Origin of the sequence: Gelidibacter sediminis (assembly GCF_004364975.1) — a bacterium.
GTDB lineage: Bacteria > Bacteroidota > Bacteroidia > Flavobacteriales > Flavobacteriaceae > Gelidibacter > Gelidibacter sediminis.
Genome location: NZ_SOBW01000007.1, coordinates 199,932 through 223,162, shown reverse-complemented (window position 1 = coordinate 223,162; position 23,231 = coordinate 199,932). Strand labels below are relative to the sequence as shown.

The 23,231-nt window shown below is 37.0% G+C and carries 21 protein-coding genes; 3 read left to right on the top strand and 18 right to left on the bottom strand.

What is annotated here, in order from left to right; translation table 11 throughout:
• Nucleotides 1-86: 86 nt before the first annotated feature.
• Nucleotides 87-1,592 carry a S8 family serine peptidase gene (locus BXY82_RS01065; protein ID WP_133756334.1) on the top strand — a complete coding sequence of 502 codons (1,506 nt, stop codon included), beginning with the start codon at nucleotides 87-89 and terminating at the stop codon, nucleotides 1,590-1,592.
• A 290-nt stretch (nucleotides 1,593-1,882) separates the two neighbouring features.
• Here BXY82_RS01065 and BXY82_RS01060 read toward each other — a convergent pair whose 3' ends face one another.
• The 9 genes from BXY82_RS01060 to BXY82_RS01020 all read right to left on the bottom strand — a co-directional run bounded on the left by BXY82_RS01060 (nucleotide 1,883) and on the right by BXY82_RS01020 (nucleotide 11,500).
• Nucleotides 1,883-2,524, bottom strand: a complete 642-nt coding sequence (locus BXY82_RS01060; RefSeq protein WP_133756333.1) for an O-methyltransferase — start codon at nucleotides 2,522-2,524, stop codon at nucleotides 1,883-1,885.
• 145 nt (nucleotides 2,525-2,669) lie between these two features.
• Nucleotides 2,670-3,758 carry an amidohydrolase family protein gene (locus BXY82_RS01055; protein ID WP_133756332.1) on the bottom strand — a complete coding sequence of 363 codons (1,089 nt, stop codon included), beginning with the start codon at nucleotides 3,756-3,758 and terminating at the stop codon, nucleotides 2,670-2,672.
• Between the two features lie 114 nt (nucleotides 3,759-3,872).
• Nucleotides 3,873-4,406, bottom strand: a complete 534-nt coding sequence (locus BXY82_RS01050) for a 3-hydroxyanthranilate 3,4-dioxygenase (protein WP_133756331.1) — start codon at nucleotides 4,404-4,406, stop codon at nucleotides 3,873-3,875.
• Nucleotides 4,407-4,768: 362 nt separating this feature from the next.
• Nucleotides 4,769-5,551: an SDR family oxidoreductase gene (locus BXY82_RS01045; protein WP_133756330.1), complete on the bottom strand. Its 783-nt coding sequence runs from the start codon at nucleotides 5,549-5,551 to the stop codon at nucleotides 4,769-4,771.
• Between the two features lie 212 nt (nucleotides 5,552-5,763).
• Nucleotides 5,764-7,203, bottom strand: a complete 1,440-nt coding sequence (locus BXY82_RS01040; protein WP_133756329.1) for an aldehyde dehydrogenase — start codon at nucleotides 7,201-7,203, stop codon at nucleotides 5,764-5,766.
• A 37-nt stretch (nucleotides 7,204-7,240) separates the two neighbouring features.
• The gene (locus BXY82_RS01035; RefSeq protein ID WP_133756328.1) at nucleotides 7,241-7,681 is read right to left on the bottom strand and encodes a RidA family protein; all 441 of its coding nucleotides are present in this window, start codon (nucleotides 7,679-7,681) and stop codon (nucleotides 7,241-7,243) included.
• 55 nt (nucleotides 7,682-7,736) lie between these two features.
• Nucleotides 7,737-9,152, bottom strand: a complete 1,416-nt coding sequence (locus BXY82_RS01030; RefSeq protein ID WP_133756327.1) for an FAD-dependent oxidoreductase — start codon at nucleotides 9,150-9,152, stop codon at nucleotides 7,737-7,739.
• 130 nt (nucleotides 9,153-9,282) lie between these two features.
• Nucleotides 9,283-10,551, bottom strand: a complete 1,269-nt coding sequence (gene kynU, locus BXY82_RS01025) for a kynureninase (protein ID WP_133756326.1) — start codon at nucleotides 10,549-10,551, stop codon at nucleotides 9,283-9,285.
• Between the two features lie 283 nt (nucleotides 10,552-10,834).
• Nucleotides 10,835-11,500, bottom strand: coding sequence for a hypothetical protein (locus BXY82_RS01020; RefSeq protein ID WP_133756325.1), 666 nt, complete (start codon nucleotides 11,498-11,500; stop codon nucleotides 10,835-10,837).
• Between the two features lie 70 nt (nucleotides 11,501-11,570).
• Here BXY82_RS01020 and BXY82_RS01015 point away from each other — a divergent pair, with 70 nt between their 5' ends.
• On the top strand, nucleotides 11,571-12,374 hold the full coding sequence (locus BXY82_RS01015) for a class I SAM-dependent methyltransferase (RefSeq protein ID WP_133756324.1): 804 nt from the start codon (nucleotides 11,571-11,573) through the stop codon (nucleotides 12,372-12,374).
• A gap of 67 nt (nucleotides 12,375-12,441) precedes the next feature.
• Here BXY82_RS01015 and msrA read toward each other — a convergent pair whose 3' ends face one another.
• From msrA to BXY82_RS01000, 3 genes are all read right to left on the bottom strand, one after another.
• On the bottom strand, nucleotides 12,442-13,092 hold the full coding sequence (gene msrA / locus BXY82_RS01010) for a peptide-methionine (S)-S-oxide reductase MsrA (protein ID WP_133756323.1): 651 nt from the start codon (nucleotides 13,090-13,092) through the stop codon (nucleotides 12,442-12,444).
• A 126-nt stretch (nucleotides 13,093-13,218) separates the two neighbouring features.
• A complete protein-coding gene (locus BXY82_RS01005) occupies nucleotides 13,219-14,001 on the bottom strand; it encodes a zinc ribbon domain-containing protein (RefSeq protein WP_133756322.1) in 783 nt (260 codons plus the stop codon).
• Nucleotides 14,002-14,003: 2 nt separating this feature from the next.
• Nucleotides 14,004-15,098 carry a Nif3-like dinuclear metal center hexameric protein gene (locus tag BXY82_RS01000; RefSeq protein WP_133756321.1) on the bottom strand — a complete coding sequence of 365 codons (1,095 nt, stop codon included), beginning with the start codon at nucleotides 15,096-15,098 and terminating at the stop codon, nucleotides 14,004-14,006.
• A 55-nt stretch (nucleotides 15,099-15,153) separates the two neighbouring features.
• Here BXY82_RS01000 and lpxK point away from each other — a divergent pair, with 55 nt between their 5' ends.
• Entirely contained in the window at nucleotides 15,154-16,179 is a 1,026-nt protein-coding gene (gene lpxK, locus BXY82_RS00995) for a tetraacyldisaccharide 4'-kinase (RefSeq protein WP_133756320.1), read from the top strand.
• On the opposite strand, the gene BXY82_RS00990 is transcribed toward lpxK, so the two are convergent.
• The 6 genes from BXY82_RS00990 to BXY82_RS00965 are packed head-to-tail and all read right to left on the bottom strand — an operon-like array spanning nucleotide 16,151 to nucleotide 23,225.
• A complete protein-coding gene (locus tag BXY82_RS00990) occupies nucleotides 16,151-18,382 on the bottom strand; it encodes an ATP-binding protein (protein WP_133756319.1) in 2,232 nt (743 codons plus the stop codon). The two genes, lpxK and BXY82_RS00990, sit on opposite strands and share 29 nt — an antisense overlap.
• A 30-nt stretch (nucleotides 18,383-18,412) precedes the next feature.
• Entirely contained in the window at nucleotides 18,413-19,429 is a 1,017-nt protein-coding gene (gap, locus tag BXY82_RS00985; RefSeq protein WP_133756318.1) for a type I glyceraldehyde-3-phosphate dehydrogenase, read from the bottom strand.
• Nucleotides 19,429-20,307, bottom strand: coding sequence for a lipoyl synthase (lipA, locus tag BXY82_RS00980; RefSeq protein ID WP_133756317.1), 879 nt, complete (start codon nucleotides 20,305-20,307; stop codon nucleotides 19,429-19,431). The genes gap and lipA overlap by 1 nt, the downstream gene beginning before the upstream one ends.
• Nucleotides 20,308-20,359: 52 nt before the next feature.
• The gene (locus tag BXY82_RS00975) at nucleotides 20,360-21,574 is read right to left on the bottom strand and encodes an NRAMP family divalent metal transporter (RefSeq protein WP_208293679.1); all 1,215 of its coding nucleotides are present in this window, start codon (nucleotides 21,572-21,574) and stop codon (nucleotides 20,360-20,362) included.
• Entirely contained in the window at nucleotides 21,574-22,122 is a 549-nt protein-coding gene (locus tag BXY82_RS00970) for an RNA polymerase sigma factor (RefSeq protein ID WP_133756315.1), read from the bottom strand. Before BXY82_RS00970 ends, BXY82_RS00975 begins: the two co-directional genes overlap by 1 nt.
• The gene (locus BXY82_RS00965) at nucleotides 22,113-23,225 is read right to left on the bottom strand and encodes a glycosyltransferase (protein WP_208293678.1); all 1,113 of its coding nucleotides are present in this window, start codon (nucleotides 23,223-23,225) and stop codon (nucleotides 22,113-22,115) included. Before BXY82_RS00965 ends, BXY82_RS00970 begins: the two co-directional genes overlap by 10 nt.
• Between the last annotated feature and the right edge of the window lie 6 nt (nucleotides 23,226-23,231).

Here is a 23,231-nt window from a genome sequence, read left to right as displayed (position 1 = left end):
TTTTGTCACAAATTTAAAATTTACAATTTTTTCTTAGGGATAATTCAATATATTTAGAATGTTATTCATTTCTAAATATTTGTCACATGAAAAAACTTCACTTTAAGGTAGTATTTCTTTTTACGCTCGTTCTGGTTTCTTGTTCTAAAGAAGAAACGAATTTTGAAGCGGCAGCACCTCAGGTGGTCTATCCAGAACACCCCTTAACCATTGATGAAATCAACACTAAAATCACAGAAACTTTAAACAAAACTGGCGATTTCGACTGGAGTCAGGTTGACGCATATTTTTTGTGGAGTGCCGTTATTCATGGCAATAATGTGCTAACTATTGGTTATGGTGAAAAAGGAGAGAGCTTTTCGGAAGGCGAAAATAGACAAATCATCTCGAAAAAGGATGAGGTATTGGCTGTCGTAGCCCAAAATGAAAAATCAAAGGCGTCTGAATTGACAACGGTTTCCCATGTAATTATTAACGTTGTTGATGTAGGTATACAGAATATCAACACCATAATTGAACTTCGTAAACATAAATATGTAAGGTATTTGGAACCTAATGGATACAGTCATTATAAAGGGAAAGAATATAACCGATCAAGTTCAGGTTGTAATGACAATTCAGCCACGATAAATCCAGCACATTACACTACAATTGCGCCTAATAATGCTCAAGTTTCATGGAATTTTGGTAAGCATAACATCCCGCAAGCTTGGAACGTAAGTACCGGAGCAGGAGTAACAATAGGATTAATCGATACGGGTGTTTCGGAATCTCAATCTTTATTAAATTCTTCAGGGTTTAACGATGGTTATTCTTCGGGACGTACGGTCCAAAAATATGGAACGTTTATCGACTCAGGCTGGTGGTGGTCCAGCAACTATGACGGTCCACACGATAAATGTGGTCATGGTACAGCCATGGCCTCTGCAATGGCCTCGCCTCGTAATGATAATGGAATGCCGGTTGGTGTCGCTTATAATTCAAATTTAGTGGCATATAGAGCTACTGAAGATGTGTTATTAAATGATTATCATGAGCGTAAAGGGGTTTCTGATGCATTGGTTCAATTAGGACGTAGAAGCGATGTACATATTATTTCAATGTCTATAGGTTACGTTTGGTCTATAGGAAATATTAAAGATGCTGTAAAGTATGCCTACAGTAAAAACAAACTTATTTTTGCTGCTGGAGGAACTTCCACGAGTTTTACAAATGGTTTTGGGGTGATTTTCCCAGCCACAATGGATGAAACGGTTGCCGTAACGGGTGTAGATGATGGGGTTAATTATGAGCGTTGTGAAACTTGCCACAGTGGTAGTAAAATTGATTTCACCATCGTCATGGAAGGAGATAATGACACTTCTAAATCGCCACCCGTTTTAGGATTCTATAATGGGACCCGTAATTATACCGGTGGATCTTCAGTTGCTACTGCGACTACTGCAGGCATTGCTGCCTTGGTGTGGTCAAAATATCCAAATTGGTCTCGAGAACAAGTGTTAAGTAGGTTGAAGCAAGCTTCTGATTTTTATCCTAGTAAGAATAGCAATTTTGGATATGGTAATATTGATGCCTTGCAAGCTGTACAATAAGATTTAAGACATTGTCAGTTTGAGTGAAGGCATTATATGACTATAAAAATAAATGTCAGTTTGAGCGCAGTCGAAAACCTTAATAATTGAACTTTAATTAATCTTTGTGGAAGATTTTAAAGGGGATCAAAGGCGGTTGAACGTGGGCATTATAATATTAAAAAACAAATGTCAGTTGGAGCGCAGTCGAAAACGTTCTCAAACTGACATTTTATTTGATATGATATTCTATCGAAGTTGTCTTTAAAAAAAATGACAATCCTTCGATAGATATTTCAAGGATAAAAATTCTATTTCTTTCGAGAGACCGTCAATCCGTCACGAATAGGCAACACGAGCGTTTCAACCCGAGCATCATCTTTAAGTAATTTATTGTACTTAATTAAAGCTTCTGTAGACACATCATCCTTTTTTAGGGGCTCTATAACCTTTCCGCTCCATAGGACGTTGTCCGACAAGATAATCCCTCCAGGATTTAACTTGTCAATCACCATATGAAAGTAGTTGGCATAGTTTTCCTTGTCAGCATCAATAAACACCAGATCAAAGGTGGTATCTAACTTCGGAATAATTTCTGAGGCATCACCTAAATGCTGATGGATAAGAGCTCCATATTCCGATTTGTCAAAATATTTACGCTGAAAATCGACAAGTTCTTCATTGATATCAATGGTGTGCAAAACACCATCTTTATTAAGACCTTCAGCTAAACACAATGCCGAATAGCCGGTGTAAGTTCCAATTTCTAAAATCGTTGTAGGATTCACCAATTTAGAAATCATACTCAAAACCCGACCTTGATAATGTCCGCTGAGCATCCGTGGTTGCAGAATTTTTTGATATGTTTCTCGAGTCAGTTGTTGTAACAATTCTGGTTCGTCTCCAGAATGCTCGGTAACGTATTTGTTTATGGGTTCAGGTAAAAAATTCATGTTATAGGTTTTAGATATGCAATCCCAATTGAATAGATTGATTTTTCAGTGTTTTTGAATTGAAAAGCACCAATTAAAGATGTCTTACTAAATAGAAGAACTCGATCTGGTGCTTAGGTTTTTATAAGAGGAATTTTAGTTCTTTTTAATTCCCTAAAATTCTATTGATCAACTTTTGTTTAGCGACCTCATCATCACCGCACAACCATCGGACTACGTTATCTTCCCAAATGGCATCGTGTTCATCAGCAGTAATAATTTCTCTTTCCATAGCCAAATCTAAAATTTTGCCTGGGTAGGACGATTGTTGTGCACTTTCCATTTCACCCAACGGATACGGATCATCCAAGCCCATTAGTACTTGTTTTGACCCTTGGTTTTTAATCAGTAATTGCAGTCCTCCGGTATCATGTACCAAAGTGTCAAAGAATATATTTTTATGGCCTACAGCTTTTCTCGGGTGACTCTTGCCTTCAAATAAATCGGGCCTACCGTCAAAACCTTGAATACGACGGCCTAAATTGATTTGTGCCAATTGCCCACCATGAGCAAAACAGGTGCGCATATTTGGGAATTTGTCTTGATAGCCATTTAACGTCAAAAAATGATAAGCGTCAGCACATTGCGCCAACATCCAAATCAAGTGGAATCGCCATGACGTATTTTCTAATTTGATGAATTTTTCACCATCATACGGATGAATTTCAACAGCTAAATTATACTTACTAGCCAGTTCAAAAAGCGGCTCATTTTCTTCATCAAAAATACAACGCCAAGTCCCAATTGTGTCCATGTAATGCGTAGGCAAACACAGGAGTTGCATGCCCAATTCTTCTACACAGCGTTCCATTTCCCACATGGCGCCCCGAACGAAACCTGGGTGCACTACAAAACCTGACGTAAATTTACTCGGATTTTCACGTTGGATTTTCGCATTAAAATCATTCTGAAAACGTAAGGCTTGCTTCATTTCTTCCACTCGCAACCCATTCCCGTACAGTTGCGACAGATTTAATACCACCGCATGGTCGATTTTGAAACGTTCCATCCACGCCAATTTTTCATCTAAAAAGAAACTTGAATCCGTTACTGGACGGCTCCAATCTTTTTGAAGCATGAATTTTCGGTCTTTATCAACCCAAAAAATACCTTTATCCTTCATAAATTGAGGGATTTCCTCAGGGTAAGGCAATAAATGTGAGTGTCCGTTGATGCGTAGTTTACGTTTTTCCATATGTATTTCCCACGACAGCGGGAATCTTATTTTTTATTATCAATTGTTAAAAAGAACTTTGGGATGAGGTCCTTCAAATCTGATTTAGCCTTCGATACCATTACAATAATGTCATTATTCAATTTTGACTTTAGTAGGCGGTTCCATCAATTCGCCACAATTCGGACATTTGCGTTTGTCCTTATCATTGTAATATTTGTCGAAAATTTTAGGCATATCAGTTTCAATATTTTCAACCGTAAAGTCTTCTTCATAGAGTTTTGTTGTGCAATTTTCACAAAACCATAGCAAGGCGTCTCGCATACCTTCCGGACGTTTGTATTCGATAACCAATCCAACAGTATTAGCTTCGCGTTGTGGGGAATGTGGCACTTTAGGTGGCAGTAAATAAATATCACCTTCTCTAATATGAACATCTTTAGGTGTGCCGTTATCAATAATTTTTAAAACCATGTCACCTTCCACTTGATAGAAGAATTCCGGGGTTTCGTTGTAATGATAATCCTTTCGATTGTTCGGCCCACCAACGACCATCACAATAAAATCGCCTTCCTTCCAGACCACTTTATTACCAACTGGTGGTTTTAGAAGATGTCTGTTTTCTTCAATCCATTTCTTGAAATTTATAGGAGAAACTAATTTGCTCATGGTTTTAGTTTTTGTTGGCGTTAATGAACTTTAAATTTTTTGGAGAAAGCAATCTTGACCTCCATCCTTAACGCAGATTTCGATCTTAAAATTAAGTATAAAACTGCAGAACAAAAAGACTTTGTTGATGCTTATTTTGTCCTGATTTTAGTGATTGTTTGCAACATATCATAAAGCTCTTAGTTGTGGCATTATGGTTACTTATTTATTTAGGCACTAATCACAAACCTTAGCATTTATTTTGCGATGATCCTCGTGATCTCCAGGATAACCTTTCATTTGGTCATAGTTTTGTATCCCGCTGATTTCACAGCTATTCGCAGATTTTTACGCGTATGACGAAAAAGGGATTTATGATCATTTTATAACGATTTGGTGCGGCCACCATCAACAGGCAGATTAATGCCGTTGATATATCCCGCTTTTTCACTTGCCAAAAACGTCACCGCATACGCCAACTCTTCTGGTTGCGCAAAACGTTTGGCAGGGACTGTATTTTTCATGGCATTGGCAGCTTCCTCTTCCGTCTGACCAGATTTTTCCGATTTATTTTTGATAATATCCGTTAAACGCTCTGTTTCGGTAGCACCAGGAAGGACGTTATTTACGGTAATTCCAAATTGACCAAGTTCATTGGCCAAAGTTTTACTCCAATTGGCAACGGCTCCACGAATGGTGTTGCTAACTCCAAGTCCGTCTAAAGGCTGCTTCACTGAAGTAGAAATAATATTGATAATGCGCCCGTAATTTTGTTCTTTCATAAAAGGAACAACAGCTTGTGCCAAAATGTGGTTACATTTTAAATGTTGGGTAAAGGCATTTCCAAACTCTTCCAATTTTGCCGAAAAAATAGGTCCTCCTGCAGGGCCACCAGTATTATTTAATAAGATGTGGAACCCATGATTTTTGGAAATGAACTCAGATATTTTGCTCTCCAACTCCTCAGGCTTAGAGAAGTCGGCCACAATATAACTGTGGTTTTCAGGATTGCTAAGCTTTAAAATAGTGTGCTTCAGTTTCTCCTCATTTCGCGCCACCAAGGTCACCTTCGCGCCTTCAGCTGCCAATGAAATTGCTGTTGCTTTTCCTATTCCTGCGGTGCTCCCGCAGACTAATGCGTATTTATTGTTTAGTTTTAAATCCATAGTATTCCCTGCAGAGGCAGGAATCTTTTTTAAGGTTAATCTATTTATTAAATGTGCGAATAGAGAATAGAGAACAAAGAAAAAAGAACAGAGAGTTTATTTAAACCATAATAAAAGTAATTCTCTTTTTTCTATGTTCTATCAATTATTCATGTTCAAGTAGCAAACATTATCCGTCTTGGCTCTTGACTCTATTATTCTTGGCTCCTTTTCTAGTATTTTATACAAACATTCTTCGCTTCCGTAAAAAAGCGTAAAGCTTCAAATCCGCCTTCTCGGCCAACACCAGATGCTTTTATCCCTCCAAAAGGGGTGCGTAAATCGCGCATCATCCAAGTGTTTACCCAAATAATTCCGGCTTGCAATTGATTGCTCATTCGCATAGTGCGTTTTAAATCATTGGTCCAGAGTGTTGCGGATAAGCCGTATTTCACTGCATTGGCCATTCTTAAAACATCATCTTCAGTTTCAAATGGCATAATAGTTACTACTGGGCCGAATATTTCTTCTTGATTAACGCGACATTCGTTTGATGTCACTTCAATAACTGTAGGCTCTAAATAATAGCCGTTTTCGTAATCTTTTATAGTCACTTTATTGCCGCCACAAAGGATGTTTCCTTGTTCTGATTTAGCAATTTCGATATAATTCTGAACCTTTTCTAAGTGTGCTTTGGATACCAAGGCGCCAATATTTGTTTCTGCTTCTGAAGGATGACCTACTTTAAGCGCTTTTACCCTGGCGACAAAATCGTCCTTGAATTTTTCATAAATAGAGGCTTCCACAAAAATCCTGCTGCCACACAAACAAATCTGCCCTTGATTGGCAAATGAAGAGCGCACTGTAGTTTCTAGCATGTCTTTATAATCGCAGTCAGCAAAAATGATGTTCGGATTTTTGCCGCCCAATTCCAATGATAATTTCTTAAACATTGGCGCCGCTACTTTCGCGATATGCGCACCAGTTGCAGTCCCGCCTGTAAAACTGATCGCTTTAATGTCTGGATGCTCAATGATGGCTTGTCCTGCGGTAGTTCCTAAACCGTGAACAATGTTCAATACACCATTTGGCAATTCAGCTTCAGTACAGATTTCTCCCAATAAATACGCAGTCATAGGAGTGACTTCACTGGGTTTGGCAACGACGCAATTTCCAGCGGCTATGGCTGGAGCGATTTTCCAGGTAAAAAGATAGAGTGGGAGGTTCCATGGCGAAATACAGCCCACAACTCCAATGGGTTGACGTAAGGTATAATTAATAGCATCCAAACCCACAGTCTCGTGACTTTCACTACCGAATTGGGTAATCGCATTCCCAAAAAATCGAAAATTACTGGCCGCTCTCGGAATATCAACAGCTTTTGCTAACGAAATTGGTTTCCCGTTGTCTTTGCTTTCAGCTTCGGCAAAGCGTTCTAAGTTCGCTTCAAGGAGTTCTGAGATTTTAATGAGGATTCTGCTGCGTTCTTCCAAAGTTGTTTGTGACCAACTCGGAAACGCCGATTTTGCAGCAATATAGGCATTCTCTACATCCTCAGTTGACGAGTTTGGGATGTGTCCGTAAACTTCGCCATTGGCAGGGCAATAATTATCTATCCATTCGTCAGCGACTGGAGGTAAATATTGACCGTTGATGTAGTTCTGTATCTTCATAATGCCTAATCTCAAATAAATCTCTTTTCTCTTCTCTCTATTCTTTAATCTTTTTATAAGCCATCACCTTAATTTCCACCACCAAATCAGGATGTGGCAATTGATGTACCGCTACAGTAGTTCTGGTTGGTCCTGTTTCTTTATCAAAAAACTCGGCATAAGCTTTATTGTACCCAGCAAAATCGTTCATGTTGACCAAAAATGTAGTAACATCGACGACGTCTTTTAGGGTTGCACCTTCTTTGGCTAGATTTTTCTCAATATTCTTGATGACCTCACGCGTTTGCACTTCAGCATTTAAGTGTTTGGTACCCATGGTGTCAATAATATCTACACCTGCAATGCTATTGTCTGCACGACGGGAACTTGTGCCCGATACAAAAATAAAATCGCCTACGCGTTTGGTATGTGGGTAAGCGCCTCTTGGTGTAACCTTAGTTCCTGTGGCGGTAGAAGTCTCATTTGTTTTTTCTGCCATAACGTCTATTTTATAATTTAAATCTTATCGATGTTTAAATTAACTTTTATTGTTCTTAGTGTTTAAAATTCTTTGCTACCCGATCATCTTCCAAAATCTCCTCAGTAGCACGATTTACTTTTTCTAAATTAGTTTTTAAATCAGCATTGCTGTCGAGTTCCTTGTCGGCAAGCATATTCAAGATGGCTTTATCTTGTGCACGACCTCTTAACATGGCCTCTCTATAGCCAATATCCTCATTAAAGGTAACCAATGAATATTTTGACGAATAGTCATCAGGGAAGTTTTTTTCGAAGGCCATCTCCAAATTGCGTTTTTCTCTAAAAATCGCATTATTGACGTGACCTTTCATCTCATGGAAATTATCAATAGCCAAATCAGCAATAGCGTCAGTGTCCATTTTGCGACTATTTTCATAGGCCTTAAAAATGGCTTCCCAACCTGCTTCGCTATTTGGTTCTCCTTCATCTAACGCCTTGTCAAATACAACAACATCCTCAAAAGACGCATTCATCCCTTGTCCGTAGAAAGGCACAATGGCATGTGCTGCATCGCCCATCAATAAGGTGTTTCCTTTATAATGCCATGGCGAACATTTTACGGTCCCCAAAGGTGAGGTTGGATTGGTGAAAAAATCATCTACCAAATTTGGCATCAGTTCTAAGGCGTCTTTGAAATATTTTTCGAAAAACTCAAGCACCTTTTCTGGGGTTGTTAAATTTCCAAAATTGTATTCGCCCTCATCAAAACTTAAAAATAAGGTAACGGTAAAACTGCCATCTAAATTGGGCAGGGCAATGAGCATAAAACTATCGCGTCCCCAAATATGAAGCGCATTTTTGTAGGTCTGGTAGCCTCCATTTTTAGCAGGAAGGATGCTTAACTCTTTGTAGCCATGGGTTAACCAATCCTGTGAAAAACTGAATAAAATTTTCTTTCCTAAAAAGTAACTTTTCCGCAATGCTGAACCGGCACCGTCTGTAGCTATAATAATATCAGCGTCTTCTACAAAATTTTCTTTTGTTTCATAATCTTCAAAAAGGGCTGTCGTATTTTCGAAATCGACTGATTTGCATTTTTTGTTGAAATAAATATTTACATTTTGATGTTTTTCCGCTTCATCCAAAAGTAAAGCATTCAAATCGCCACGAGAAATGGAATTTATAAATTCATGTTCGCGTCCGCTATAAGGTGCTAGTACCGTATTCCCTTCCATGTCGTGCAAAAGTCGTCCATTCATTGGGATACAGAGTTCCTTTACCTTATCCTCTACACCTGCAAGGCGCATCGCTTTTAAGCCTCTATCAGAAAGTGCCAAGTTGATGGAGCGCCCTGCACTAATTTCAACCTTCCGTAAATCAGGACGCATTTCATAAAGATTCACGTTAAAGCCGCGTTGGCCTAATCGTAAAGCAAGTAAGCTGCCACAAAGACCAGCGCCGATGATGAGTATGTTTTGTTGTTTTTTCATAATATGTCCTGCGAAGGCAGGAACCTTTTATTTTTGGTTTTAATCTAAGATTGAAAACTCTTCCAATTTAAAGCTCTGATTCGAACTTTAGTCCAACTTTCCTAAAAAGGGAAGGGATTTTTGAGCATTTTTAATTTAAAATCTCCTTTAATTTTTCTACCAAATAATATACATCCTCAAACGAATTGTATAATGGTGTTGGCGCACAGCGAATCACGTCAGGTTCACGCCAGTCTGAAATGACACCTGCTTCCGTTAATTTGTTGTGCAAGGCCTTGTCTGCATTTTTAACTTGAATAGAGAGTTGACATCCACGTTCGTCAGGATTTGATGGCGTGATGATTTTAATGCTGTCGTTCCCTAATTGATTCAATAGAAATTCAAAATAACCCGTGAGTTCCTTCGATTTTGCAGTTAGTTTTTCCATGCCGACTTCTGCAAAAATATCTAATGAAGCTCTAATGGCTGCCATTGATAAGATAGGAGGGTTGCTTAATTGCCAACCTTCTGCGCCAGCGAGTTGATCAAATTCGTCGCGCATTTTAAAACGGGTTGCTTTATTATGGCTCCACCAACCTGCAAAACGGTTGAGGTCTTTGTTATGTGCGTGACGTTCATGAACAAAAGCGCCACCTAAACTTCCCGGACCCGAATTTAAATATTTATAAGTACACCAAACGGCAAAATCCGCACCTGAATCGTGAAGATTTAATGCTACATTTCCTGCGCCATGTGCACAATCAAAACCAACCAAACAGCCATGTTTATGACCGAGTTGGGTGATGCGTTTAAAATTGAAAAACTGTCCTGTGTAATAATTAACGCCACCAATCATAATCAAGGCAATGTCATCGCCTTGCGTTTCCATGATGGCTTCTAAATCTTCATAATTTGCCAATTCTTCGCCTTTTCTGGCTTTCCACAGAACAACACCATCTTTCGGATCAAAACCGTGGTGTTTCAATTGGGATTCAACGGCATATTTATCTGAAGGAAATGCATCAGCTTCAATAAGTATTTTATAACGTTTTGGTGTCGGCTTATAAAAAGAAACCATCATCAAATGCAGATTGACCGTCAAGGTATTCATGACAATCACTTCAATCGGTTTTGCACCGACCACTTTTGCCATGTTTTCTGTTAGCAATTCATGATAGTGCAACCATGGGTTTTTTGCTTCAGTATGTCCTTCAACACCTAAATTTGCCCAATCTTCCAATTCTTGATTGATATAGTCTTTAGTAGATTTTGGCTGAAGTCCGAGAGAATTCCCAGTCATATAAATCAATTCGTTTCCATTTGTGTCTTTTGGAATATGGAAGTGATTTCTATAAGATGCCAATGCATCAGATTGATCTTGTTGTAGCGCGTATGCTAAGCCTAATTTATGATGTGACAAGGTGTATTTATTTTCGGTTGTACACAAAAATAAGAATTATAAGCTTAGAAAGAAGTTCTAAAAAGAGAGTTTATAAGATGCCAGAGTGGATTTCCTTGACATTTTGTAGTAAAGAAAACGGAAGTCTGTTAGAAAAAAAAAGAGCTTCAACTTTTTAAGTGGAAGCTCTTTGAATATATAGAGACGCATTGCTGCGGAATATTCATCTGATACACTATATATACGTGGTCTCTACATGTTTTGGATGTTCAGAAAGGCGGTTTTAGCAATAGTTTAACAAATCTTATTGGATGACCTTGATGTTTGTAAAATGTAGTGTCCAATCAACCTCTGGACGTTTATGTGTTTTACTAATTTTAATGCCATTGAAGTCTTCAAAATCCTCCCAGGTTGTCATCATAGAAGGTTCTTTGGAATTTCCTTTGCGATAGACCCATTCTTTCAACATAAAATCATCACCATAGTAAAAATCATATGCATCGCCTGGCGTATAGCCGCCTTCACTAGTATAGGTTATTGTTATCTTATTGAGTTGTGTTTTGCTTATGGGCGCCTCGGTAATAGTAGCTTCAGAAATGCTTGCTGAGGTGTCCCAGACCAATTGAAAAGGTGCTAATAGCCAGTATTTGTCGTTAATAAAGCTTTTATCTGCATTTAATGAGATGCTGTCGATAGATTTTCTGTTGTAAGCAACGGTGTCCTTCCCAGAAATCATCACTACATCTTCTGACTTTGGTTTCCAAATCCACGAACGTTCAAAATGCGTCGTATCTCTATCAACATTAAATGTGAACTGTACTTCAGAGACCTTTTTCCAATTTTCTAAACCATGAGCATTGGCAATTTTCTCTGCGGTTGACCATTCTTTTTCTATGACTTTAGCTTTTTCCTTTTGTTTACAGGATAGTGAGAAAGTGACTAATAGAATTATAATCAATGATTTTTTCATCTTTTAATTTTTTGATAAAGATAAACAAGAATGGTTTAGAAGTATTAATTTTAAATATCAAACAGGGTTTATGGATACAAATGATCAATATTTTATCACCAATAGAGACACGTGGAACAGCAAAGTTGATGTTCACGCTGAAAGTGAGATGTACAATATGGAAGCTTTCAAAAGCGGTAAATCGTCTCTAATGTCCTATGAATTGGAAGCGCTTGGCGATGTTAATAGAAAAACTTTACTGCACTTGCAGTGTCATTTTGGTCAGGATACCTTGAGTTGGAGTAGGATGGGAGCGAAGTGTGTGGGAGTCGATTTAAGCGATAAAGGCATTGCATTAGCGCAGCAGCTCAATGAAGAACTTCAGCTTGATGCCAAGTTTGTATGCTGTAATGTATTGGAAACATCTAAACACATTTCTGAAACTTTTGATATTGTCTTCACTAGCTACGGCGTCATTGGTTGGTTGCCCGATTTAAAGCCTTGGGGACGAATGATTGCTGAACGTTTAAAGCCAGGAGGGATCTTTTTTATGGCCGAGTTTCATCCAATTGTGTGGATGTTCGATTATTTGGATGGCAAACCTAAACTTGAGTATGGGTATATGCAGGATGGTGCTATTTACGAAGAGTATGAAGGCACGTATGCAAATCCGAATTCAAAAATGATAAGTAAAGAATATGGCTGGAACCACGGATTGGGAGCGGTTGTATCGGCTTTGTCAGAAGCAGGATTGCGTATTGAATATCTCAAAGAGCATGATGAAAGTCCGTACAATGTATTGCCCGATTTAGTGCCAACTGATTCAGAAATGTTTGTGACAAGGGATAAGCTATATCCTTTAATATTCACTTTGAAAGCAAGCAAAGAGTCATAAAAAAAACTCACAGGTTTTGAAAACCTGTGAGGTCGAAATCATATTATTAAGAGGATTTAACTAGATCTTATTGCTTAATCAACTCTGGAAATTTTGCTTTAAAGCGTTCGTATCTTGGGATGGATACATTTTGAATGTATGGATTTTGTGGATTGTGTTTTTCGTAATCTTGATGGTAGTCTTCTGCAATCCAAAATTTTTGAAATGGATACACTTCCGCAGCCACTTTTTGATTCAATTTTTTAGCCAATGCCGCTTTCTTATCTTCAATTATTTTTTTTTGGGCCTTATTCTGATAAAAAATAATAGAACGGTATTGTGAACCGATATCGCCACCCTGACCATTGACTTGCGTCGGATTTTGTGAGCCAAAATACACATCCACCAACGTCGCAAAACTAACCACGTTAGGATCGTAGATGACTTCTACAACTTCTGCATGCCCTGTTCGTCCTGTATTGCTCGATTCGTACGTCGGGTTTTTGGTATGCCCTCCAGCATAGCCGCTAATGACTTCCTCAACACCCTTAACATGCTCATAAATATTTTCTACACACCAAAAACAGCCGCTTGCAAAATAGGCTTTAGCCTTCCCGTTAATTAGTGGTACTTCAATAGGATCAGCAGTTTTAACCGCTTGCTGTTTTGGAGGATTTTGTGCCGAATTTTGGCAACTAAAGAAAAATATGAAGGATAAAGCTAAAAAGAGAGATTTCATAATGATATTTTTAGAAGTAGTCGCTAAGATATTTAAAACCTTAGTGGAATCATGTGAAAGTTGTGCCAAAATAAAAAAGCCTTTACAAAAATTGTAAAGGCTTCTTCAATATAATGAGGATAATGTTTAGCTTAATTTAGCGAACAATTTTTCCATTTTCTCTTTTTGTTCTTCAGCTAATTGTGCATCAACTAAAATACGACCACTGTGCTCATCAGTAATTACTTTCTTACGAGAAGCAATCTCAACCTGAACTTGCGGAGGAATAGTGAAGAAAGATCCACCAGAAGCACCTCTTTCAATAGCAACAACAGCTAATCCATTTTTAACATTTGCTCTAATTCTGCGGTAAGCATTTACCAAACGCTCATCAATAGATTCCTGATATTCTTCAGATTTTTTTATTAAAGCAGTTTCTTCTTTTTCTGTTTCAGCAAGGATAGCATTTAATTCATTTTTTTTATGCTTTAAATGCGATTGACGATCTTTCAAACGGTCTTTAGTCTCAGCAATAATTTCTTTTTTCTGCTCAATCTGAACTTTAAATTCCTTTATGTGCTTTTCAGCCAACTCAATCTCCAATTCCTGAAATTCTATTTCCTTTGTAATTGAATTAAATTCTCTGTTATTTCTAACATTTTTTTGTTGCTCTGCATACTTTTTAATCAAAGTTTTAGCCTCTTCGATCAAGTTCTTTTTAGATTTGATTTCGTCATCAACCAAGGTAAGTCCACCGTTTAATTTTTCAAGTCTAGTATTAAGTCCTTCAACTTCATCTTCTAAATCTCTTACTTCTAAAGGAAGTTCTCCTCTTATATTTCTGATTTCGTCAACTCTAGAATCAATTAGTTGTAAATCATACAACGCTCTTAATCGGTCTTCAACAGAAAGTTCAGCTTTTTTTGCCATAATTATAAATACTTTACAGGATTGGTGTTTATCGTCGATAAAACGACTGCAAAATTAGTAATTTTTTTTGATAGATAGTCAGCTAAATAAGATTTTGTGAACTGTTCGCTTTCATAATGTCCTATATCTGCTAAAATTATTTGATTTTCTGCCGAAAAAAAATCGTGATATTTTAAATCTGCCGTAATGAACATATCAGCTTTAACTGACTTTGCCGCACCAATGGCAAAACTACCAGAACCGCCAAGCACTGCAATCCTTTTCACTTTATTTTTTATAAGTTCAGAATGTCTTATAGTTGCCACCTTCATTTTTTGCTTCACAAATTGTAAAAAGTCGTCCGTATTCATTTCATTTGGGAGCTCTCCAACCATTCCGATGCCTATATGTTGGTTGTAATTATCTAAAGTGGTTACTTCAAAAGCAACCTCCTCATAAGGATGGTTTTCAACAAGCGATTTAAGAATGTTGTGTTCCAAATGTTTTTGAAACGTAACAGAGATTTGCGTTTCTTGTTCTTGACGGTATTCAAAGCGTTCCCCAACTTTCGGGTCAGAAGCTTCATTGCCTCTAAACGTACCAATACCTTCCACGTTATAACTGCAATTGTCGTAATTGCCTATTTGTCCTGCGCCAACATTAAAAAGCGCAGTTCGTAAAACATCAGCATCTTTTTGTGGTACGTAGGTCGTCAATTTTTTTATGGTCCCTTTTTGAGGTATAAGAATTTTTTTACTCTCAATTCCTAGAGTATTGCATATAATAGCGTTTACGCCCTGTAGCGCATTGTCCAAAGCGGTGTGAATCGAGAATATCGCAATATCATTTTTAATAGCTTTAAGAACCACGCGTTCTACATATGAACTGCCATTTATCTTTTTTAACCCTTTAAAAATGATGGGATGAAAACTGACAATTAAATTGCAGTTATTATCGATGGCTTCATCAACAACACTTTCGAGCGTGTCAAGGGTAACTAAAACACCTTTTAATTTTTCATTCTTATCTCCAACTAATAAACCTACGTTGTCAAATTCTTCTGCATACGCTAAAGGTGCTAATATTTCGAGATGATTGATGACATCTTGGATAATCATATGTTTTTTCGATTTTAGGTATAAAGCAAAGATAAAATATTATATTTTCGTTCTGATGAAATTAATTCGGTATCTCCTTTTTCCTGTCGTTCCCATTTACTATATGGTTACGTGGTTGCGCAATCAACTTTATGAGAACGGGATTAAAAAATCTACAGCTTACGATTTCCCTGTAATTTGTGTTGGTAATTTAAGTGTTGGTGGTACAGGTAAAACCCCAATGATTGAATATCTGATCCAATTATTGCGTGCAGACTATCAATTAGCTACTTTGAGTAGAGGCTATAAACGGCAAACACAAGGCTTTATAATTGCTGACCAGTCAGCAACTGCAAATACAATAGGAGACGAACCATTTCAGTTCTACCAAAAATTTGAAGATATTATTGTAAGTGTGGATGCTGATCGAGTTCATGGCATTGGTAAGTTAATGAATTTGAAGACTCCTCCTGATGTGATTTTATTAGATGATGCCTATCAGCATCGAAAAGTACGTGCGGGTCTTAACATTCTTCTCACCTCATATGACGATCTTTATGTGGATGATATTCTGTTGCCAACCGGAAATTTAAGAGAACCTCGACAAGGTGCTAAACGGGCCGATATAATTGTTGTCACAAAAGCTCCACAAGCTCTATCAATTGATAAAAAGCAAGCCATAATCAATAGAATAAATCCATTAGCGCGTCAAGCCGTGTTTTTCGGAGGGATAGGATATTCAGATGTCGTTAAAAATGCTGAGGCAACCATTTCATTAGACAACTTAAAACATAAGCCATTCACATTAGTTACCGGAATTGCAAATCCAAAACCTTTAGTGGCACATTTACGTGCACAGGGATTAAATTTTGTACATCTTAAATATAAAGACCATCATGAGTTCCAGGCCAATGAAATTGAAACTTTAAAACGAAAAGGTTTGATTGTTACTACAGAAAAGGATATGGTGCGCTTACAGTCTCACTTTAAGCCCAGTGAGGATCTCTATTATTTGCCAATTGAGATGGTCATTGATAGGCACGCTGAATTTGATAATCTAATACAACAGTTTCTTAAATGGACGCAGAAGAATCTTGGTTAACTTTTAAAGCATTGAATAATTTTTTTTCAAAGTCTTCCTGTTTAAATGGTTTGGAAATAATATCATTAAAACCAGCTTCGTCAAATTCGTGCATTTTATCTTCAATAGTCACAGCTGTAAGTGCAAATATAGTAAGCTCTTTGTCGAAGGTTCGAATAATTTTAGTTGCTTCCAATCCGCTGATACCAGGCATGTGGATATCCATCAAGACCACGTCATACTGAACCTGTTTAACACGTTCAACAGCATCCTCGCCATTTTCAACAATATCACAGTATAGATTCATTTTATTCAGAATCTTTCGGGTAATCATTTGGTTAATCTTGTTGTCTTCAACAACTAAAATTTTGATATTAGTCAAGTCCAATGTGTTAAGTTCATTAAGTGTTTTAGGCTTTTCAGCAATAATCGGTTCTTTAGAATATGTAAGCGGGATTTCAAAAAAGAAACTAGATCCTTTTCCGAGTTCACTCTTTAAATAGATTTTACCTTTTAAAATTTCTATAAGACCTTTAACAATAGACAATCCGAGGCCAGTACCACCATATTTTCGGTTAATCTGAATAGATCCTTGGGAAAAGCTTTCAAACATATGTTCCTGTTTTTCTTTAGTAATCCCGATACCGTTGTCTTGAATTTCGAATCTCACTGTATATACATCCTTATCCTGTTTTACCATATTTAATTTTACCCAGATGTCACCATCTTTTGTAAATTTAATGGCATTACCTATAAGATTGATAAGGATTTGAGAAATCTTTAATTGATCAGCGATAAAGGTTGAAGGCAAATTATGGTCATATTCTACATGCAATTTGGTATTGTTATCCATGGCAGAATTGCTTAATGCAGAGATAATATTCTCGACTTTTTTCTTAAGGTTAAAAACTTCAGGATCTAGTTCGACCTTGTTGGCTTCAATTTTATTGATTTGTAAAATGTCATTAATAAAGGTCAATAAATAATCTCCCGAAAATTTTAAGGATTTTAAGTGTGCAATTTGATTTGGTTTGGGATCCTCATCCAATAGCATATTGGTGAGTCCGGTTACCGCGTATAGTGGCGTTCTCAATTCGTGGGTAACGGTGGACAAGAAGTTTGCTTTTGTTTTTGAGGCAAGCTCAGCTTTTTCTTTTGCAACAATGAGCTCATCATTTTTCTTATGGAGCATATTATTAGTTTTAAGTCTAATATTGTTGTTTTTATATAATGACAAAGTGAGCAGCGATAATATTGTTATTAAAGCAATACTCAAAATAGTGGTAATTCTGGTTAAGTTATTAGAAGCGTCAGCTTCCTCTAACTTAATCTCCATTTGTTTACGTTCAGAGTCTTTGTAATTGTTAACAAATTGAGCTTTCTTTTCTGGTGAAAGATTTTTACGTTTTATATCTTGAAGTGAATCAGAGAGCTGTAAGTGTTTTCGTAGGTATTGATTCGAAAGTTGATAGTCGCCATTGGCTTCGTAAATATCACTCAAGGTTAAGTAGCTGTCATTTATATAGTCAGGGATATTGTTGCGTTTTGCCAATACCATCCCTTCATTGGCCATTGATAATGCTAATTCTGAGTTTCCTAACTTTTGATAAACCTTACCTATATTTATAAAGGCGCTACTTAATATACCCGCTTGATCATGCTTTTTTGCTAAGATGATGGTTTTTTCAAGCTTGGATTTGGCTGTTTTATAATCTTCCAATTCAATATATACCTTAGCCTCGTTTAAGTTAACGTCCGTTACGAAGCGCTCTAAACCTTCTTCTTCAAATTTCGTTTTTGCAGACTGAAAATAATCTAAAGCTGTTTGATACTCCTTTTTACTAGTATGTAAAATACCCCTGAGGTTATAAGTAATAGCTAAATTGGAATAATCATTAATTTCCCGTTGCAATTCAGCGGCTTTAGTTAAGGAGACTAATGCACTTTCTGGTTCTTCTATGATGAATTGAATTTTAGCAATTTTGGTGTAAATGCTGCCTTCAGATTTTTTGTCACCAATTTTATTGGCAATAACCAAGGCTTGCTCTAAATTGTCTTGAGCATTGTAAAACTCACCACGCTCAGTTTCAAAACCAGATTGTGTGATATGATTTTGAATGCGCATTTTAAGGATATCAATATCTTCATCCACTGTGCTTTGTGAGTACAGGGTAGAGCATATTAAAATAAAAAAAGCAACGATATAGTATTTGTATTGGGACATTTTTTGGTCACTTTATAAAAACAAATATAATTATTTATTCGATAAAAGTGCATTTTTCATCGTTATATTGCAAATTAAATCAAGAATTCGACTTGAATATCCTGTTTCATTATCATACCATCCAACAATCTTAATCATATTCCCAATGACGGAAGTCATTTGGGAATCAAAAATACATGAATGTGGATTCCCCACAATATCAATAGAAACAATAGGATCTTCAGTATATTCTAAGATACCCTTTAGATGTGTTTCGGATGCATTTTTGAACGCTAGATTAATATCTCTAATAGACACCATTCTGTCAACATTAAGTGTAATGTCTGTAAGAGATCCATTGGGTACCGGAACTCTAATGCCACAGCCTCCGATAACATCATTTAATTTCGGAAAAATTTTAGTTAAAGCTTTGGCTGCACCAGTTGTAGTAGGGACTATGGATTGACCAGCAGCTCTTGCACGTCTTAAATCCTTGTGTGGTTGATCGTGCAAACTTTGATCTGTTGTATATGAATGTACTGTAGTAATGTAAGCTTGTTTAATGCCACACAAATCGTCAATTACCGCAATCATGGGCGCGGCATTGTTTGTAGTACAAGAGGCGTTGGAAATAATTCTTTCACTGCCATCCAAAATCCCTTCATTAACCCCCAACACGATGGTTTTAATGGCATCATCTGTGGGCGGTACAGATAAAATTACGTTTCTAGCACCATTTTTAATATGGTATTCCAAGTCTTCGGAAGTTTTAAACTTTCCAGTAGATTCTATAACAAAATCAACATGATATGGTTGCCACTTTAACTCTTTAATATCTTTATGGTTAAGTAACGGAATATATTGATCTTCAAATATGATATGGGATTCATCGCATCCAATTGATGCCTTTAATACACCATGAATGCTGTCGTACTTCAGCAAATGACTTAAGGTTCTTGTGTCGGCCAGGTCATTTATCGCAACTACTTGCATGTCATTGCGTTCTTGGATAAGTCGAAAAACGCGACGGCCAATACGTCCAAACCCATTAATCGCTACTCTAATCATTAATTGATGTGTTTCTGAGCTTTGTAGGAAGATCTTACAAGGGCGCTACTTTCAACATGTCTAAAACCAAGATCAAGTCCTATGTTTTCATATTCCTTGAACTGTTCTGGGAGTATAAATTGTTTCACTGGTAAATGTTTTTTGCTTGGTTGCAAATATTGACCAATGGTCACTACATCCACGTCATGCGCTCTTAAATCGTGAAGGGTTTCAATAACTTCTTCCCGTGTTTCGCCAAGGCCCAACATGATCCCTGATTTAGTCCGACGTTGTCCTTGATCCTTTAAATATTTCAAAACTCCTAAACTCCGATCATACTTCGCTTGAATTCTCACTGCCCTGGTCAATCTTCTGACAGTCTCTATATTGTGCGATACTACTTCTGGAGCCACGTCAATAATTCTATCGAGATGTTGTTCTATGCCTTGAAAATCAGGAATTAACGTTTCCAGTGTTGTCTCAGGATTCATTCTGCGAACGGCCTTAACTGTTTCAGCCCACATGATGCTGCCCATATCTTTTATATCATCTCTATCAACACTGGTCAGAACGGCATGTTTGATACCCATAATTTTGATGGAGCGGGCAACTTTTTCAGGTTCATCCCAATCCAATGCCTCTGGTCGGCCTGTTTTCACTCCGCAAAAACCACAAGAACGTGTACATACGTTGCCTAAAATCATAAACGTTGCGGTTCCTTCGCCCCAGCATTCGCCCATATTTGGGCAACTCCCTGAAGTGCAGATGGTATTTAAACTATATTTGTCAACTAGGCCTCTAAGTTCAGTATATTTTTTGCCAGTTGGCAATTTTACTCTTAGCCACTTCGGTTTAGGTTGACGTTCTGGGATTATTTTTGAAATAGTTTCTGTGCTCATTAATTCGAAAATTTTCAAGGACAAAGATACAAAGTATAATCGGAAATAAAGGTTATAGTATGGTGAGATACCAGATGCTAAATCCGATTAAAAAAAGTATTCCCATCCAACATAAAATGTGCATTTGTAGCGTGGGGCGCCATGCCACAGGTGTATGCCTGCTACAAAGAAGTCTATAATTGATGACAGCATAAAACGGCGCGGTTAAAAATGAAATGATGGTAGCAATTTTAACCAATAACCCCATTTCTGAACCTAAAAAGAAAAAGATTGCAATGGTGCCCGCAATTAATAGTACTATCCAAAATAAATAGGTGTATCTAGAAAGCGTGCCAAAAAGCAATTCTGATGTTTTAACCATAGTTCGTGGCGAAGCGTCTAAAGTAGTTAAAGTTGTACTGAACATGGTGGTAAACGCCGCAACACCAATAACGAGATATGTCCAATTACCCAAGCTTTTGGTGTACATTGAAATTAATTGATTGGAAAATTCTCCAGCCTTTACACTAAAGGTTTCACCACTTTGATACATAACAAAGCTACCTAGAGCCATAAAGCCAATACCGATAACGATTGCAGCAAAATAGCCCACATTAAAATCGAACAGAGAAGTTTTTACGTCGTATTCTTTAGTTGCTTTTTGCTTTTCAAGTGCCCAAAGAGATTGCCATACAGAGACGTCTAAGGGTGCAGGCATCCATCCCATAAAGGCAATTAAAAAAGCAATTTCGATAGCGTTTTTTGGAAGTTGTTGCGCAAATGAAAGTGCTTGATGGTTGTTGTTGAGAGCTAAAATAACGGCAATGATGGTACTAAGGGTTAGAGTAATGACAATCACCTTCATCAATTTGTCTAACAACCTAAATTGTCCCTTTATAAGTATTAATATGCATATTGAAAGAATTATTATTGTCCAGAGTTCTGTTGAAATATAACCGCCAAATAGGGTGTTGGCAATTCCGGCAGTCACGATCGTGACTGCCGTTTGGATGGTGAACATGGTTGTAAATGTGATGATAAAGTAAATAATCAATACACCTTTACCCAATTTTTTATAACCGCTTAGCAAGCTTTCTCCAGTAGCAAGGGCATATCTCGGACCGAATTGAAAAAATGGATATTTAAATATATGTACCAATACTAAAGCCCAAAGTAGCCCAAAACCAAAATCGGCACCTGCTTTTGTTGATTGGACTAAATGTGAAACTCCAATAGCAGCACCGGCAAATAATAAACCGGGACCAATCTTTTTTAAGCTGAGTTGCATTATTTTTTAGTAATAACTTCTGCCAATAATTTTCGCGCTCTCAAGAGTTTTACCTTCACATTATTAATTGGTTCATTAAGCTCTTCAGAGATTTCTTTATAGCTCAATTCCTGAAAGTATCTCAGATTAATAATTTCCTGATAGTGCGGTTTTAGTTTTTTGATGTCGCGTAGTAACTTGGCTAGGTTTTGTTCGGTAATTAATTTGTCTTCTGGGGAGGGGGATTCATCAACAATATCATAAAATTCATCGTTTTCATTGCGTCGGCTACTATTTTGAATTAATGATTTTCTTTTTCTTAAAAGATCTATATGAATATTTTTTGAGATGGTAATTAACCAAGTTTTAAACTCATAAGTATCATTATAGGTATCAATCTTATCAAACGCCTTTGAAAATGTTTGGATGGTGATGTCTTCCGCGTCATTTTCGTTTTCGGTGCGTTTCAGCTGAAAACCATAAACATCATTCCAAAAGGAATCCAATAATACCTTAAAGGCAGACTGGTCATTCTTTTTTGCTTTCGCAATGACTTGTTTTATTTCCAACGACTTGGTCTTGATACGAGATTTTTTATAAAGATAGAAAATTGTGTTACAATTAAAAAGATTTCCAAAAGTGGAAATAATGGAATTAAATCTTTTTCATTTAACTTCTTAGCAACTAAAGTTAAATTGATAAAAAATGCTAAATACCTTGCCGCGATCAATCCGACTACAATTTGCCAATAGAAAGCAGTACTGATTAGAATTAGCCCAAGTATAAAAAATAAAAGTTGAGAAATAAAGAACAATCCTAATGCCGCTTTGTGTTTTAACTTGTAATGTTTGGCAGTAGAGACGTGCCTTCGTTTTTGTATAATCCAGTCGCCGTAAGTTTTTTTAGGGATTGATTCGGTAAAACTGTCTTTAGATAAACACATGGTGGTGTTTTTTGAATTGCCTATTTGATTTACAAATAAATCATCATCACCAGATTTTACGTTCATGTGATCCATAAAACCTCTAGCTTCAAAAAACAACTCTTTGGTATAAGCCATGTTTCGGCCAACACCCATGTATGGATTTCCTAATTTAGCATAGGAGAAATATTGAACTGCCGTCATGAAGGTTTCATAACGTATGAGTTTGTTGAGAACGGAATTTTTAACCTTAGCGTAGGCTCCATAGCCTAGAACCAACTGGTGTTGCGCGTCAAGATGATTAGTCATTTCGCTTATCCAACGCCGTGAAACTGGTTGGCAATCTGCGTCAGTAAATAATAATCGGTTATGTGTAGCGGCTTTAATACCTAGAGTTAATGCATATTTCTTATTACCCCAAAAGGCTTCAATATTCTTTACATTAACAATTTTAATATTGCTGTAGGACGCTTTAAATTTTTCCATGACCCTCAAAGTGGAATCATTGGAGCTATCATTAATTAACACTACCTCAAATTCAGGATAGTCTTGATCTAAAATATAGGGTAAAAATTGGGTTAAATTTTTGGCCTCATTTTTAGCACAAACAATAACTGAAACTGGAAGGGTTTGTGAGGGGGTAGAGGTGTGTTTTTTCTGTTTAACATTAGAAAAAATAAAACCGTAATAAAACAATTGGACAAAGGTAACTGCTGCAAAGATGTAGAACAGTACGTGTAATATAACCATTAACCT